The 13410-nt window shown below is 53.0% G+C and carries 14 protein-coding genes; 7 read left to right on the forward strand and 7 right to left on the reverse strand.

Annotated features, from left to right (window positions below; translation table 11 throughout):
• Positions 1–75: 75 nt before the first annotated feature.
• From LCM29_RS07420 to cspD, 7 genes are all read right to left on the reverse strand, one after another.
• Complete coding sequence (locus LCM29_RS07420; protein WP_224861746.1) at positions 76–1683, reverse strand: BCCT family transporter; 1608 nt, start codon at positions 1681–1683, stop codon at positions 76–78.
• Between the two features lie 113 nt (positions 1684–1796).
• The gene (gene cccB, locus LCM29_RS07425; protein ID WP_012726941.1) at positions 1797–2132 is read right to left on the reverse strand and encodes a cytochrome c551; all 336 of its coding nucleotides are present in this window, start codon (positions 2130–2132) and stop codon (positions 1797–1799) included.
• A 108-nt stretch (positions 2133–2240) separates the two neighbouring features.
• Positions 2241–3098 (reverse strand): YitT family protein, encoded by an 858-nt coding sequence (locus LCM29_RS07430; protein WP_214693594.1) that lies wholly within the window; start codon positions 3096–3098, stop codon positions 2241–2243.
• 61 nt (positions 3099–3159) lie between these two features.
• Entirely contained in the window at positions 3160–4260 is a 1101-nt protein-coding gene (gene prfB / locus LCM29_RS07435; RefSeq protein ID WP_214693596.1) for a peptide chain release factor 2, read from the reverse strand.
• Positions 4261–4315: 55 nt separating this feature from the next.
• Entirely contained in the window at positions 4316–6838 is a 2523-nt protein-coding gene (gene secA / locus LCM29_RS07440) for a preprotein translocase subunit SecA (protein ID WP_224861748.1), read from the reverse strand.
• A 139-nt stretch (positions 6839–6977) separates the two neighbouring features.
• Entirely contained in the window at positions 6978–7541 is a 564-nt protein-coding gene (gene hpf, locus LCM29_RS07445; RefSeq protein ID WP_214687196.1) for a ribosome hibernation-promoting factor, HPF/YfiA family, read from the reverse strand.
• Between the two features lie 303 nt (positions 7542–7844).
• Positions 7845–8042 (reverse strand): cold-shock protein CspD, encoded by a 198-nt coding sequence (gene cspD / locus LCM29_RS07450; RefSeq protein ID WP_012726946.1) that lies wholly within the window; start codon positions 8040–8042, stop codon positions 7845–7847.
• Positions 8043–8314: 272 nt separating this feature from the next.
• On the opposite strand from cspD, the gene LCM29_RS07455 reads away from it, so the two are divergent.
• From LCM29_RS07455 to LCM29_RS07485, 7 genes are all read left to right on the forward strand, one after another.
• The gene (locus LCM29_RS07455) at positions 8315–8809 is read left to right on the forward strand and encodes a competence protein ComK (RefSeq protein WP_214745974.1); all 495 of its coding nucleotides are present in this window, start codon (positions 8315–8317) and stop codon (positions 8807–8809) included.
• Between the two features lie 74 nt (positions 8810–8883).
• Complete coding sequence (locus LCM29_RS07460) at positions 8884–10599, forward strand: hypothetical protein (RefSeq protein ID WP_224861750.1); 1716 nt, start codon at positions 8884–8886, stop codon at positions 10597–10599.
• 9 nt (positions 10600–10608) lie between these two features.
• Positions 10609–10899 carry an EscU/YscU/HrcU family type III secretion system export apparatus switch protein gene (locus tag LCM29_RS07465; RefSeq protein ID WP_214693601.1) on the forward strand — a complete coding sequence of 97 codons (291 nt, stop codon included), beginning with the start codon at positions 10609–10611 and terminating at the stop codon, positions 10897–10899.
• A complete protein-coding gene (gene fliS, locus LCM29_RS07470; protein ID WP_224861752.1) occupies positions 10896–11276 on the forward strand; it encodes a flagellar export chaperone FliS in 381 nt (126 codons plus the stop codon). Before LCM29_RS07465 ends, fliS begins: the two co-directional genes overlap by 4 nt.
• Positions 11260–12162, forward strand: coding sequence for a flagellin (locus LCM29_RS07475; RefSeq protein ID WP_224861754.1), 903 nt, complete (start codon positions 11260–11262; stop codon positions 12160–12162). Before fliS ends, LCM29_RS07475 begins: the two co-directional genes overlap by 17 nt.
• Positions 12163–12186: 24 nt before the next feature.
• Positions 12187–12630: a YaaR family protein gene (locus LCM29_RS07480; protein ID WP_214785873.1), complete on the forward strand. Its 444-nt coding sequence runs from the start codon at positions 12187–12189 to the stop codon at positions 12628–12630.
• 9 nt (positions 12631–12639) lie between these two features.
• On the forward strand, positions 12640–13305 hold the full coding sequence (locus tag LCM29_RS07485) for a DUF2225 domain-containing protein (RefSeq protein WP_224861756.1): 666 nt from the start codon (positions 12640–12642) through the stop codon (positions 13303–13305).
• The last annotated feature ends 105 nt before the right edge of the window (positions 13306–13410 follow it).

Raw genomic sequence — 13410 nt, forward strand, 5'->3', positions numbered from 1 at the left:
TATGTAAGAAAAAGTTGAAACCGCACTTCAAAAAGGGTGCTCTCGTAGGAACACCCTTCACGATATCGTCAATAATTAGTCACGTGGTTTTTCTTTCAATGCGTCAAACGGAGATTTTTTCCGCTTCCGATACTTGATATGGATCGTCGACGATTCATAATCATCGGAGGCTCGGATATCCCGACTCGACACCCGGACGAACGACCAGGCTAGGAGGAACATGATAAAGATCAGAGGGAACCCACCGACGATACTCGCTGTCTGTAGCGTATCAAGTCCACCGAGGAACATGAGCGTGAGCGGCATGATCGCAAGTGCGAATGCCCAGAAGAGACGGTTCCAGACGATTGGCTCGTCCTCGACATGCTTCTGTGTGACCGATGCCAAAATGTAAGACGATGAATCGAACGTCGTCGCCAAGAAGATGATGGCGAGAAGCGTGAAGACGCCAACGACGACTTTCCCGAACGGCAACTGGCTGATGATGGCGATGATGGTCGGAGCTGGACCGTTCGCCGCCATATAGCCGACGACATCGAACGTGCCACTCAAGTGGAGGTACAGCCCATAGTTCCCGAGAATCCCGAAGAACAGGATACATCCGAGCGTCCCGTACACCATCGTCCCAAAAATCATGTTCCGAATCGTCCGGCCGCGCGAGATGCGGGCGACGAACAGTCCGACGAACGGTGCGTACACGAGCCACCATGCCCAATAGAATACGGTCCATGATTCTGGGAACCCGGTTGTCGTGAATCCACCGAAGTCACCGAACGGTTCCATCCACGTCGCCATACGGAAGAAGTTGTCCATGACAATCCCGACTCCGTTGAATGTCGTCTCCAAAATGAACCGTGTCGGTCCAAAGATGAAGACGAACGTCAAAATCCCGAGCGCGAGCCAGATGTTCAAGTCACTCAGTACTTTGATTCCGCCCTTCAGTCCGATATATGAACTGACGGCAAAGATGACGGTACAAATCAACATGATGACGGCTTGCATGCCGAGCGTGACCGGAATCCCAGTCAGTTCGTTGACCCCTTCGGCAATCATCGGTGTCCCGAGCGCGAGTGTCGTCCCGGCACCGCCTAATAACCCAAAAATAAATAAGATATCAATCAATTTGCCGAGTGGTCCGTCCGCCCATTTGCCAATCACGGGACGTACCGCTTCACTGACTTTAAGTACTGACTTTTTACGGACATAGAAGAAATAGGCAATCGGTAATGCCGGTAACGTATAGATTGCCCAGGCGATTGGCCCCCAGTGGAACATCCCGTATGCCGTCGACCATTGAATCGCTTCAGGTGACTCGGGTGTCAGTCCGAACGGTGGCCCCTCATAATAGTAGACCCATTCAATGACTGACCAATAAAGAATACTCGACCCGATGCCGGCAGCAAACAACATCGCTGCCCAGGAGAACGTACTAAATTCGGGTTCTTCATCTTCACGACCTAACTTGATATGGCCATTCTTACTAAAGGCAATAAAGATCAAAAATCCGAATGCACCTAAGCCCATCGCTAAGTACAATACTCCGAAGTTAGAGGTCATGTATTCGTTCGCCGCCCCGACCCAGGCCTTACCGGTCTCCGGGAAGAAGATGAGCGGTAACGTCACCCCTAACAGTAATACAAACGAGCCGATAAAAGTCGGCCAGTCAATCAGTTTCGTCTTCAATTGTCATCACTCCATTTCCATAACATCTACTATTACCCTAACAATAATTCCCCAAGCAATAACACCCAAAACAAAAAAGCACGAGGTAAATGCTCACCTCATGCTTAAGTGTCTTATTTTTTCTCAGCGAGCCAAGCGGCAACTGCCGTGATCTCTTCATCGTCTTCGAGGACGTTCGCAGGCATCGCGCCTTGACCGTTACGAATGACGTTTTCAATCTCTTCTGCCGACAGACGAGCACCGACTTGCTCGAGTGACGGACCACTCATTCCTTCAAGGTTCGCACCGTGACATGCCGCACAGTTTTGTGCGTATACCGCTTCCGCGTCAACCGATGCCGTGTTCGAGCCCGAATCCCCGTTGCTCGACGTGTCCTCTTCTTCGCCGCCGCCACATGCGCCGAGTGTCAGCATGGCGCCGAGGCCGATGGCCATCATCCATTTTTTCATAACCACGTTCCCCTCCTAAGTTGTAGAAATGACCTACATTTACCATTATAGCCGTTCACGTGTACTTTCTAACCTAATCTCACGAAAAGTACACAAAGATTCCACAACTTACGGAACGTTGATATAGCGTTTATCCGACGTGAACCCTTGTCCGAGCACCTCGTGCGCCTCGCTGAAGACGAGGAACGCCTCCGGGTCGATCCGACGGATGATCTCTTTCAGACGGCTCACCTCGCTCTGACGGACGACGATCATGAGCATCGGACGGTCGAGACGAGAATACGCCCCGATCGCCTGAATCTCCGTCGCGCCACGGTCGAGCTCCTCAAAGACGGCCCGGACGATGAAGTCCCGCTTCTCCGAGATGACATACGCCATCTTGTCCTGTGTGAACCCGAGCTGGACGAAGTCGATCATCTTGACCGTGATGAATAACGCGATAAGTGCATAGAGCCCGGTCGAGAACGAGAATGTGACAGCAGCGGTCAAAACGACCATACCGTCGAGGATGGCGATACAAAGATAGAGCGGGATGTGCGTGAACTTATGTAAGATCTGTGCGATTAAGTCCATCCCGCCTGTCGAGGCACGTCCTCGGAAGATGAGCCCGAGTCCGACACCGACACCGACTCCACCGAAAATGGCGGCGAGTAACGTGTCGTTCACGGCAGCTCCCGCATCGATTGCCTCATAAAAGAGGATGACACCTGGTAAAAAGATGGAGCCGACGAGCGACTTCACGCCGAAGCCGAGACCGAGGATGGCCCATCCGATGATAAGTAGCAACACGTTCGCCACGAGCTGGAACGCCCCCGGTGAGATGCCGAACAGTTCATACGTGATGACCGAGATCCCGCTCACCCCGCCCGACGCGAGGTTGTTCGGCAATAGGAACAGACTGAAGGCCGAGGCGACGAACACCGAGCCCGTCAACAAATACAGATAGTCTTTGACGATTTGCTTCATTAAAGAAATTCTCCTTTACAGACAACATGGCCCAAAGACAGGAGTCTTTGAGCCACATGCATCACATATTTGTTTTACGAAGGTAAGCATCGATGAACGGCATGACGTCGCCATCCATGACACCACTTGTGTTTCCGACCTCGTGGTTCGTACGGTGGTCTTTGACCATCGAATACGGGTGGAAGACGTATGAACGGATTTGGCTACCCCAACCGATGTCCGTTTTCTCCCCACGGATCTCGTCGAGCTTACGTTGTTGCTCGTCGAGTTCGCGTTGGTACAATTTCGCTTTCAACATCTTCATCGCCGACTCACGGTTCTTGATCTGTGAACGTTCTGTCTGACATGAGACAACGACGCCTGTCGGCACGTGCGTGATCCGGACGGCCGAGTCTGTCGTGTTGATGTGCTGTCCGCCGGCACCTGACGCGCGGTACGTGTCGATGCGGAGGTCTTCTGTCCGTACTTCGATTTCGATGTCGTCATCGAATTCTGGCATGACGTCACATGACACGAACGACGTGTGACGACGGCCTGACGAGTCGAACGGCGAGATGCGGACCAAACGGTGAATCCCTTTCTCCGCTTTTAAGTAGCCGTACGCGTTGTGCCCGACGATGCGGAGCGTGACCGACTTGACGCCCGCTTCTTCACCAGGAAGGTAGTCGACCGTCTCGACTTTCCAGCCTTGCTTGTCTGCGAAGCGCTGATACATCCGAAGGAGCATCGATGCCCAGTCCTGTGACTCGGTACCGCCCGCACCCGGGTGTAATTCTAGAATCGCGTTGTTCGCATCGTACGGTCCGTTCAAGAGGATCTCGAGCTCGAAATCGTCGAACTCTTTCTTGAGCGATTGAATCGTCTCCGCGAGCTCTTCTTGCATCTCGGCATCCGGCTCTTCTTTGATGAGTTCGAGCGTCACTTCGCCGTCCTCATGTTGTGTCGCGAGGTCTTGATACTTATCGACCATCGCCTTGAGGCCGTTCGACTCGTCGATGACTTTTTGTGCCTTCTCTTGGTTGTCCCAAAAATCAGGGTACGTCATCTCGTTCTCGAGCTCGGCGATGCGTGCTTCCTTCTCCGTTAAGTTGAGCGAAGCTCTGTAGTTCTCGAGGCGCTTCGCCATTGCCTCAAGTTCGTTCCGAATATCTGAAATTTCCATAGTGTTGATTCACCTTTCCGTAGGAAAGAGGCGAGCGGACCCGCCTCTTCAATAATTAAGCCTGTTGTCTACCGTGACAGTTCTTGAACTTCTTACCAGACCCACACCAGCACGGATCGTTCCGGCCGATGCTGTCTTCTTTCGAACGACGGACCGGTTTCTTCTTGACCGGTGCGTCTTCCTTGCCTGAGACGGCGACTTCTTCTTCGACGACTTTCTCGCGTCGGAGGTTGTCCCCGACTTCGGCACGGAGCACGAAGCCTGTCACTTCTTCTGAGATGGCTGCGTTCATCGCATCGAACATGTTAATCCCTTCCGCCTGATACTCGCGGAGCGGGTCATTCTGTCCGTATGCACGGAGATGAATCCCTTGACGCAACTGATCCATATGGTCGATGTGAGACATCCAGTGCGAGTCGACGGCACGGAGCACGATGATCTTCTCGAACTCGTTGAAGCGCTCAGGCGGTGCGAGTTGACGTTTCGACTCGTACTGTTCGTTCACGCGCTTCATGAGGAGTTCGATGATCTCTTCGCGTTCTTTGCCGAAGAAGTCTTTGCCTTCGACTGTACGCTCGAGCGCGAGCGTCTGGTTCGCCCAGTGCGCGAGTTCGTCGATGTTCCACTCTTCCGGCACGAGTTCGATCGGTGTGTATTGACCGACACCGAGTTCGACCGTCTGTGCCATCATCGAGCGGACGATGTCTGTGACCGACTCGTTCTCGAGGATGCTCGAGCGGTCTTTATACATGACTTTCCGTTGGTCGGCCATGACGTTATCGTAACCGAGAAGCTGTTTACGCGCATCGTAGTTGTTTCCTTCGACGCGTTTTTGAGCCGATTCGACGGCTTTCGAGACCATGCGGCTCTCAATCGGTTGCGTATCGTCCATTCCGAGACGCTCCATCATGTTCTGGAGACTGTCCGTTCCGAAGCGACGCATGAGTTCATCTTCGAGCGACAAGTAGAACTGGGATTTACCCGGGTCCCCTTGACGACCTGAACGACCACGAAGCTGGTTATCGATCCGGCGTGACTCGTGACGCTCTGTCCCGATGATATAGAGACCACCGAGGTCGATGACACCTTCGCCGAGCTTGATGTCGGTACCACGACCGGCCATGTTCGTCGCGATCGTGACCGAGCCTTTTTGACCGGCGTTCTCGATGATTTCCGCCTCGCGCGCGTGGTTCTTCGCGTTCAAGACGTCATGACGAATCTTCTTCTTCGTCAAGAGCTTGCTCAAGTATTCAGACGTTTCGACGGCGACCGTACCGACAAGGATCGGTTGACCTGTCGCGTGGACCGTTGCGATCTCCTCGACGACGGCTTTAAACTTCCCTTCCATCGACTTGAAGATGAGGTCCGAACGGTCCTCACGAAGAATCGGTTTGTTCGTCGGAATCGTCACGACTTGCATGTTGTAGATGTTGCGGAACTCTTCTTCCTCTGTCTTCGCCGTACCAGTCATCCCGGCAAGCTTCTCGTACATACGGAAGTAGTTCTGATACGTGATCGTCGCGAGCGTCATCGATTCACGTTGAATCTCGACGCCTTCTTTCGCCTCGATGGCCTGGTGAAGACCTTCCGAGTAGCGACGTCCGTCCATGACACGACCGGTGAACTGGTCGATGATCATGACTTGTCCGTCACGCACCATATAGTCGATGTCGTGATGCATGACCGCGTTCGCACGAAGAGCGAGCCCGACATGGTGGTTGACCGCGACGTGCTCGATTGCGAACAAGTTGTCGATGCCGAAGAACTTCTCGGCGAGGTCGACCCCTTGGTCCGTCAAGAGAACCGATTTCGTCTTCACGTCGACCGTGTAATCGTCTTCCTCTTTTAACGTACGGACGAATGCATCTGCACGCGTATAGAGTTCCGTCGATTTTTGGGCCGATCCTGAGATGATGAGCGGAGTACGCGCTTCATCGACGAGGATCGAGTCGACTTCATCGACGATTGTATAGTAGAGCTCGCGTTGCACACGGTCTTCCTTATAAAGGACCATGTTGTCACGGAGGTAGTCGAATCCGAGCTCGTTGTTCGTCGAATACGTGATATCACAGTTGTAGGCCGCCTGCTTCTCGACACGGTCCATGTTCGACACGTTGAGGCCGACCGAGAGACCAAGTGCGAAATAGAGCGGCTCCATGAGTTCTTTATCTCGCTTCGCCAAGTATTCATTGACCGTTACGACGTGTACGCCACGGCCCGTGAGCGCGTTCAAATAGACTGGAAGTGTCGCGACGAGCGTCTTCCCTTCACCGGTTTTCATCTCGGAGATGTCACCGTTGTGGAGCACGTAACCCCCGATGAGCTGGACACGATAGTGACGCATGCCGAGCACACGCTCTGATGCCTCACGACAGACCGCGAACGCCTCTGGCAAGATATCGTCGAGCGTCTCGCCTTTCTCTAGGCGTGCACGGAACTCTTCCGTCTTCGCTTGAAGCTGTTCGTCTGACAATGCTTTGATTGGTTCGGCGAACGACTCGATCAAGTCGGCCGCTTTCTCTGCTTTTTTCAATACTCGTTTCTGTGGAGCAAATAACTCTTTCAAAAAGTTCGCCATACTCATATCTCCTCTGCACTCACTAAAAAATGCATGTTTTTTCCCTAATGTACAGTTTAACCGAAGTGGTGCCACCTTTCAAGGAAAGGCAAAACGAAACGACCCTCCGAAGCCGGAGGGTCGTGTAAGGTCAAGTATATTATTCTGGTTCGATCAAGCCATACTTCCCATCTTTACGACGGTAGACGACGTTCGTGTTGCCCGTTTCCGCGTCAGAGAAGACGAAGAAGCTGTGACCGAGCATGTCCATTTGAAGAATCGCCTCTTCCGTGTCCATCGGTTTCAATGTGAAGCGTTTCGTCCGTACGAGTTCGAGTTCTGCCTCGTCCTCATCATAGACGGCCGGTGCATCATCAGGTCCTTCGAGGGACTTGAAGTACTCGCCGACGCCACCTTCTTTCCCGCGTCCTTTACGGTTGAGTTTCGTTTTGTGTTTACGGATTTGACGTTCCAATTTATCGACGACGAGGTCGATTGCCGCGTACATGTCGAGGTTGATGTCCTCGGCACGGAGCAACAAGTTCGGCATCGGAATCGTCACTTCCACTTTTTGTTTCTCGTTATACACTTTTAAGTTGACGTAAGCCGTCTGTGCATCCGTAGGAGTTGTGAAATACCGAGTCAACTTCTCCAGCTTTTTCTCGACATAGTCTTTGATTGCTGGTGTGACCTCAATGTTTTCGCCGCGAATGTTATAAATCATCTGAACTCCTCCTTAAAATAACCGCTTGAACCAATGATTCGTCGAACGTGACAGAATCTCCTGCTTCATTTCTAAAAGAAAGTGGAACCAGGTGGCTCACTAATATTATACCCCGAAATCGCTATGTTTGAAAACGTTATCATCAGAAAATAATGACAATTTTGTTCCGAATTCAACATTTCCTACAACGAGCGAAAGGTATAGAAAGAAAATACCCATTCCACCCATTTTTAAACGCGTTTTTTTATTATCTAGACAAAATAAAAAGCCGACTCCCGAGGGAGCCGGCTTCACGGTTTGAAATTATAATTTTACAACGTTAGCCGCTTGTGGGCCACGCTCGCCATCAACGATTTCAAACTCTACGTCTTGACCTTCGTCAAGTGATTTGTAGCCTTCAGATTGGATTGCTGAGAAGTGTACGAACACGTCTTTGCCGCCTTCTACTTCGATGAATCCAAAACCTTTTTCTGAGTTAAACCATTTTACTTTACCTACCATGTGTAAATCCATTCCTTTCACCATTGGAGAATACAGAGGGTTGTCCTCTACGGCTAATCTTACCACCTTCTTGTAAGCGTGACAAACACTTTCTCAAATATTTGTAAACGTTTCGTCATTTGGCTTTCATTGGAATTCTATTTCCCTACTTTTCATATTGTCTTGTTGAATTTACATTTTTTGTGATATATCATTGAAGGGATGATTTAGGTTTGTGCCGTTTGTCATTTAGCCGATCCTGAAAATCTAATACGAGGAGGATGGTGCAGCGTATGCGCTCCTACTATTCTGAGGAAAAATATCGCATCACAAAGCGAACCGTGGCGATTCTCCCTTGCTTTGACATTATGAAGCAGTCACGGATCATTCTCGAGGATGGCACCGAGATTTCAACCCCGCTCCGGCCGTACCAGTTGTTGCAACTTTCTTGCCGCCAGTACAACAGCTCGATCGAGGAACGAATCTTCATCGCCAAACGCGTCGCCGGCGTAAAAGGGAAAGTCCCTGTCGTGATCGAACCGACAACCGGACTCGTCTTCTTCCCGACGAAGTCTCCGAAGCGAGACGATTGTGAATGGTATGCCTGGTCCCATATTCGAGACATACTGAACATCGAGGAGGAGCCGAACGGCCTCGTCCTCACAAAAGATGGACATCAAATCCAGACGAACGCGACACCGTACGTCCTTCGGAACCAACTGAAAGCGACAGGAGAACTCGTCGCCCGGTTCCAACAATTGAATGCGAGCCCAGCGCTTGAATCATGACACGCCTTCCGTCGAAAAGACGGAAGGTTTTTTTCGTTTGTTTCGCTTCATTTTTTGAAAAAGAGGTCGATATTATGGTCGAGGTGACAAACATGCAAATTCAAGCCCAAGCGACCGCCGTCAGTTCGGTCTTACCAGGCATCCAGACGAATCGGACCTATAAGGCCGAACTCGTCAAACAGACAGGCCCCGACTCCGCAATCGTCAAGATCAACGGCGAAGAAGTCGAGGTCACATTCAAAGACGGGCTTCCGAAGACGAACCCGTTCCACGTGACGCTTGCCGAACAGGACGGCGTCTTGCTCGCGACCGTCGTTCCACAAAAGGAAGAGACGCTTGAACCCGCACCACCTGCATCGTCAAAGCTCGACACGAAGATCCAGATACTCCTCGCTTCCCTTCCACCCGAAGTCCGAAGCGCCGTCAGTCGTCTGCTCCAGTCCGGGCGTTTGCCGATGAACGAGGACACGGTACGCCTGCTCGAGACGGCTTTTAAAGGAGACATGCGCGACGTCATCCTTCATCTAAAGACGCTCGACACTCAGGTCGTCCCGCGTGAAGTCGCACGAGAGATCGCTGTCCTTTCTTTAACTGAGGCGAGACAACTCCTCACACCGCCGGCGCCAGACGCCCCGTACCCTCAAAAAGAGCGATACGTCGAACTCGTCAACTTGTCACGTCCCGTGAGCGAACGGGTGACACCGACCCAGGAGACGATCGACCGGGTCATCCGAGACTTCCCTACCCCACCGAAGATGGAGCGCAACGAACCGTTGCCGCTCCCTCCGGTGAACGGACGACAAGTGATGGTCAAGGAAGTGACGAGCCATCTCGCGAACGTGACGAACACGTTCCGAAACGAACAGGCGACGGTGACGAAACAACTCGGACAGGTCTCAGCACTCATCGAGTCGAACCCACATGCGGCACGCCCCGCGCTTGAGACCGTCTCGACCCGCTTGACGCAACTCGTCCAAAAGACGGATGCGCTCCTTCACACGGATGTGACGCAGGAGAAACAACTCGTCGCCATGACCGCGAAGCTCGACCTCGCCTTGTCGTTACTCTCGACAAAGCCACAAGAGAGCGCGGCACTCGTCAAAGACGTCCGGGCGACGTTGAACGACTTCCGCTACGCACCGAACCAGGCACGGATTGAATATATCCCACATGGTGCGATGCGCGCAGGAGAGATCCCGAGCGTCACACCGCTGAAACTTGACGCGACACTATCCGGTCGGCACGTCCAGGAAGTGACGCAACGTGTCCAGGCACAGGCCCAGCTCGCACAGGCGAACAACACGCCGACGTCCGCCCTGTCCGTACGAAGTGATACGACAAACCCCGAAGCGCAGCGACTCGCGTCATTCCTTCAGGTCCAACAGACGCTCAACCGCCTCGATGGCGGGCAGCTCCACCAGCTCCTGTTCGCCCTTCCGGCGAAAGTACAGGAGATCGACACCGGGATTCACGTCCATATCCAAAACCGCGAGGCCGGTGACGTCGTCGACTGGGAGAATAGCGTCCTTTATATCCGCTTAGAGACGCCTCGCCTCGGCGAGATCGGCGTCAAACTAGAAGCGAAAGACCGGAACCTCCGCCTCACGCTCGAGCATGACGATGCGACGGTCGAACGACTCGCCCGCCCGCTCCTCGGCAAGATCGAACAGACGCTCGAGACGATCGGCTATAAGAGCGTGACGACCCAGTTCAAACCGCTCACGAAAACCGAGCGCGTCGTCGATGAGCCGAAAGTGGCACCGACGACCGGCTATGACTTCAGAATTTAGGAGGCCACGATGTACCAACGCATGGATTTGACGAAACGAAAGACGGCCGCGGTCGTCCGCTATGACGAATCGACGGACAAAGCGCCCGTCATCGTCGCCCGCGGAACGGGAGCCGTCGCTGAAAAAATTCTTCAAGAGGCACGTGCCCGAGGCGTGGCGGTCGAGAACGACCATTCCTTGCTCGGACACCTGCTCGACCTCGACTTAGGGGATGCCATCCCCCCGCAGCTGTATGACGTGATGGCGGAAGTGTTGCTGTTGATAGAAGAACTCGATTCCATTAAAGGAGAACCAAGATGAACCCAACCCAGTTATATGAAATGAGGCCTGAAGAACTGACACAGGCGATGTTACACGCACTCACGTATCATTACGAACGCGCCCAAGGCTCGACAATCGCTGAACGAAATCGTCATCTGCGCCAAGCGCGCGAGCTGTTGGTCAAGCTCCATCAAGGACTTCATGACGGCGGTGGCATCATCGCGGCTCAACTTGATGAAATCTATCTCTATATGGCGAACGCCAGCGTCGAGGCGATCATCGACCAGGACCAACAAAAGATCGCAGAACTACATACGCTCGCAAGCGACCTCGACAAGACGTGGAGCGAGGCGATGGAACGCGCAAAAACACAATCTGTCCCGACTGGAGGAAATCGCTATGAAAATTACCAATAACGTCCAAGCGTTAAAAGCTTATACGTCACTCTCGTTGAACCAGACGTCGATGAAGAAGACGATGGACCGCCTCTCGAGCGGTGTCCGGATCAACAAGGCGTCAGATGATGCGGCAGGACTCGCCATCTCCGAGAAGATGCGGATGCGCCTTGACTCGCTCTCGATGGCAGAGCGCAACACGCTCGACGGTATCTCGCTCACCCAGACGCTCGAGGGCGGGATGAATGAGACGCATTCCCTTCTCCAGCGCATGCGTGAACTGTCGGTCCAAGCAGCGAACGGGACGCTCAGCGAGGACGATGCGAAAGCCGTCCAAGAAGAGATCAACGCCTTGACAGAAGAAGTGACACGAATCGCCGAGACGACCGAGTTCAACTCGAAGAAAATCATGAACGGGGAATACATGCAGGGCGCAAATACGCTCTTCTTCCAAATCGGGGCCGGCAATAACGAAGCCGTCGTCTTGAACGTCGAAGACATGCGCGCGCACGCGCTCGGCATCACGACAACGACAGCAGGAGGCGGAGCGTTATCTCCCGTCGACCATGACAACGATCAGGCGACAGCAGATGTTTCCTATTACTCCCTCAGCGTATTGACGCCAGACAAAGCGGGAGAGGCAATCGCGAAGTTCGATGCGGCCATCAACCGCGTATCACTTGAACGTTCGAAGCTCGGGGCGATTCAAAACCGTCTCGAGGCGAACGTCAGCGTCGTCGCCATCGGTTCTGAGAACTTGACGGCGTCCGAGTCACGAATCCGTGATGCCGACATGGCCCGTGAAATGATGGACTTCGCCCGACTCAATATCTTGAATCAGTCCGGCATGGCAATGATTGCGCAGTCGAACGCGTTGCCGCAAGGCGTGTTACAATTATTGAACTAACCTAAAGAAAGGACGGTTGCCCATATGGACATTCGTCGCATCATGGAGACGCAATCGCTCCTCGGCTCAAATAAGGCGAAACGCCCCGAGGTCGAACCCGGCGTCTCCTTCCAAAACGTCATCGGTCAAAAGCGTGAAGACCGCGAACATGAGCGGTTCCATCGCCAAATCGCCGCAATCCAGGAACAAGGAGAGCTGCTCGCCGAGAGCCAGACGGTCGAGGCGCTCACAGATTATAAGAAAATGATCAAAGACTTTATGAAAGAGGCCGTTGACGCGGCACTCCGTCTCGAGGACAAGCGCGGATTCAACCGCCGGGGACGTGCGAAGATCTACAAGGTTGTCGAACAAGTCGACCAGAAGCTCCTCGCGCTGACGGATCAGGTCATCTCAGGGGAAGCCTCTCGCCTCTCCCTCCTCGACCAGGTCGGTGAGATTCGCGGATTGCTCGTCAACGTCTATGTGTGAGGTGTCGAGATGGCAGAACATTTGTTTTTGAAGAAAGTCAAATGTCCGTATTGTTTACAGGAAAGCAAGACCCAGCGTGTGTTGTCACGTCACATCCGTCCGCTCGAGGTCGAAAAGGACGGCTATACGACGTATGACGGACCGAACCCGTATTTGTATGAGCCGACCGTCTGCGGTCACTGCCACCTCGTCTTCCATGACTCGTTCGACAAGGTGCGGAAGCATAACCGGGAGGCACTCGAGACGCATTACTTCAACCAAGTGAACCCGGATGTGCTGAAAGGTGACCGAACACATGAGCATGTCATCCTCCTTTATAAGTTTGCGGTCATGACGGCCCAGTTGAGCGGACAAAAACCGTCCGTCGTCGCCATGCTCGGGATGCGGATCGTCTGGATGTATCGATTGATGGGGGATACGGCGTCTGAGAAGGAATGGATGCAGCGGACGCTCGATAAATACAACGAGGTGCAAGAGGCATACACGGACCCGATTCGGACTGGCCTGCCGTACGATCAGCTCATGCTTCGGATTGCCGACCTTTCGGCTGCGCTCGATTACTATGAGGATGCTCGTCGCTGGTACGGGATCCTCCTCAGCAGTAAGGAAGTATCGGAGCGAATTCGAAATCAGGCACGGACGCATTGGGAAGATTTTCGGTTGGAGCATGCGTAAACGAAAGCGTAGGACGCTAAATCCTACGCTTTTTTCGTAGTCATCATTGAGAAGTTCAATGATGGGGTATAAACAAATAGCTTACATACTAAAGGAGGATTTCTC

The sequence above is a fragment of the Exiguobacterium aestuarii genome, assembly GCF_020171655.1.
GTDB classification, from domain to species: domain Bacteria; phylum Bacillota; class Bacilli; order Exiguobacteriales; family Exiguobacteriaceae; genus Exiguobacterium; species Exiguobacterium aestuarii_A.

Coding starts and splice junctions, on each gene's coding strand:
- LCM29_RS07465 (WP_214693601.1), top strand. CDS start 10,609: ATGTACCAACGCATGGATTTGACGAAACGAAAGACGGCCGCGGTCGTC.
- LCM29_RS07455 (WP_214745974.1), top strand. CDS start 8,315: ATGCGCTCCTACTATTCTGAGGAAAAATATCGCATCACAAAGCGAACC.
- LCM29_RS07480 (WP_214785873.1), top strand. CDS start 12,187: ATGGACATTCGTCGCATCATGGAGACGCAATCGCTCCTCGGCTCAAAT.
- secA (WP_224861748.1), bottom strand. CDS start 6,838: ATGGCGAACTTTTTGAAAGAGTTATTTGCTCCACAGAAACGAGTATTG.
- fliS (WP_224861752.1), top strand. CDS start 10,896: ATGAACCCAACCCAGTTATATGAAATGAGGCCTGAAGAACTGACACAG.
- hpf (WP_214687196.1), bottom strand. CDS start 7,541: ATGATTTATAACATTCGCGGCGAAAACATTGAGGTCACACCAGCAATC.
- LCM29_RS07430 (WP_214693594.1), bottom strand. CDS start 3,098: ATGAAGCAAATCGTCAAAGACTATCTGTATTTGTTGACGGGCTCGGTG.
- LCM29_RS07485 (WP_224861756.1), top strand. CDS start 12,640: ATGGCAGAACATTTGTTTTTGAAGAAAGTCAAATGTCCGTATTGTTTA.
- LCM29_RS07475 (WP_224861754.1), top strand. CDS start 11,260: ATGAAAATTACCAATAACGTCCAAGCGTTAAAAGCTTATACGTCACTC.
- prfB (WP_214693596.1), bottom strand. CDS start 4,260: ATGGAAATTTCAGATATTCGGAACGAACTTGAGGCAATGGCGAAGCGC.
- cccB (WP_012726941.1), bottom strand. CDS start 2,132: ATGAAAAAATGGATGATGGCCATCGGCCTCGGCGCCATGCTGACACTC.
- LCM29_RS07460 (WP_224861750.1), top strand. CDS start 8,884: ATGGTCGAGGTGACAAACATGCAAATTCAAGCCCAAGCGACCGCCGTC.
- cspD (WP_012726946.1), bottom strand. CDS start 8,042: ATGGTAGGTAAAGTAAAATGGTTTAACTCAGAAAAAGGTTTTGGATTC.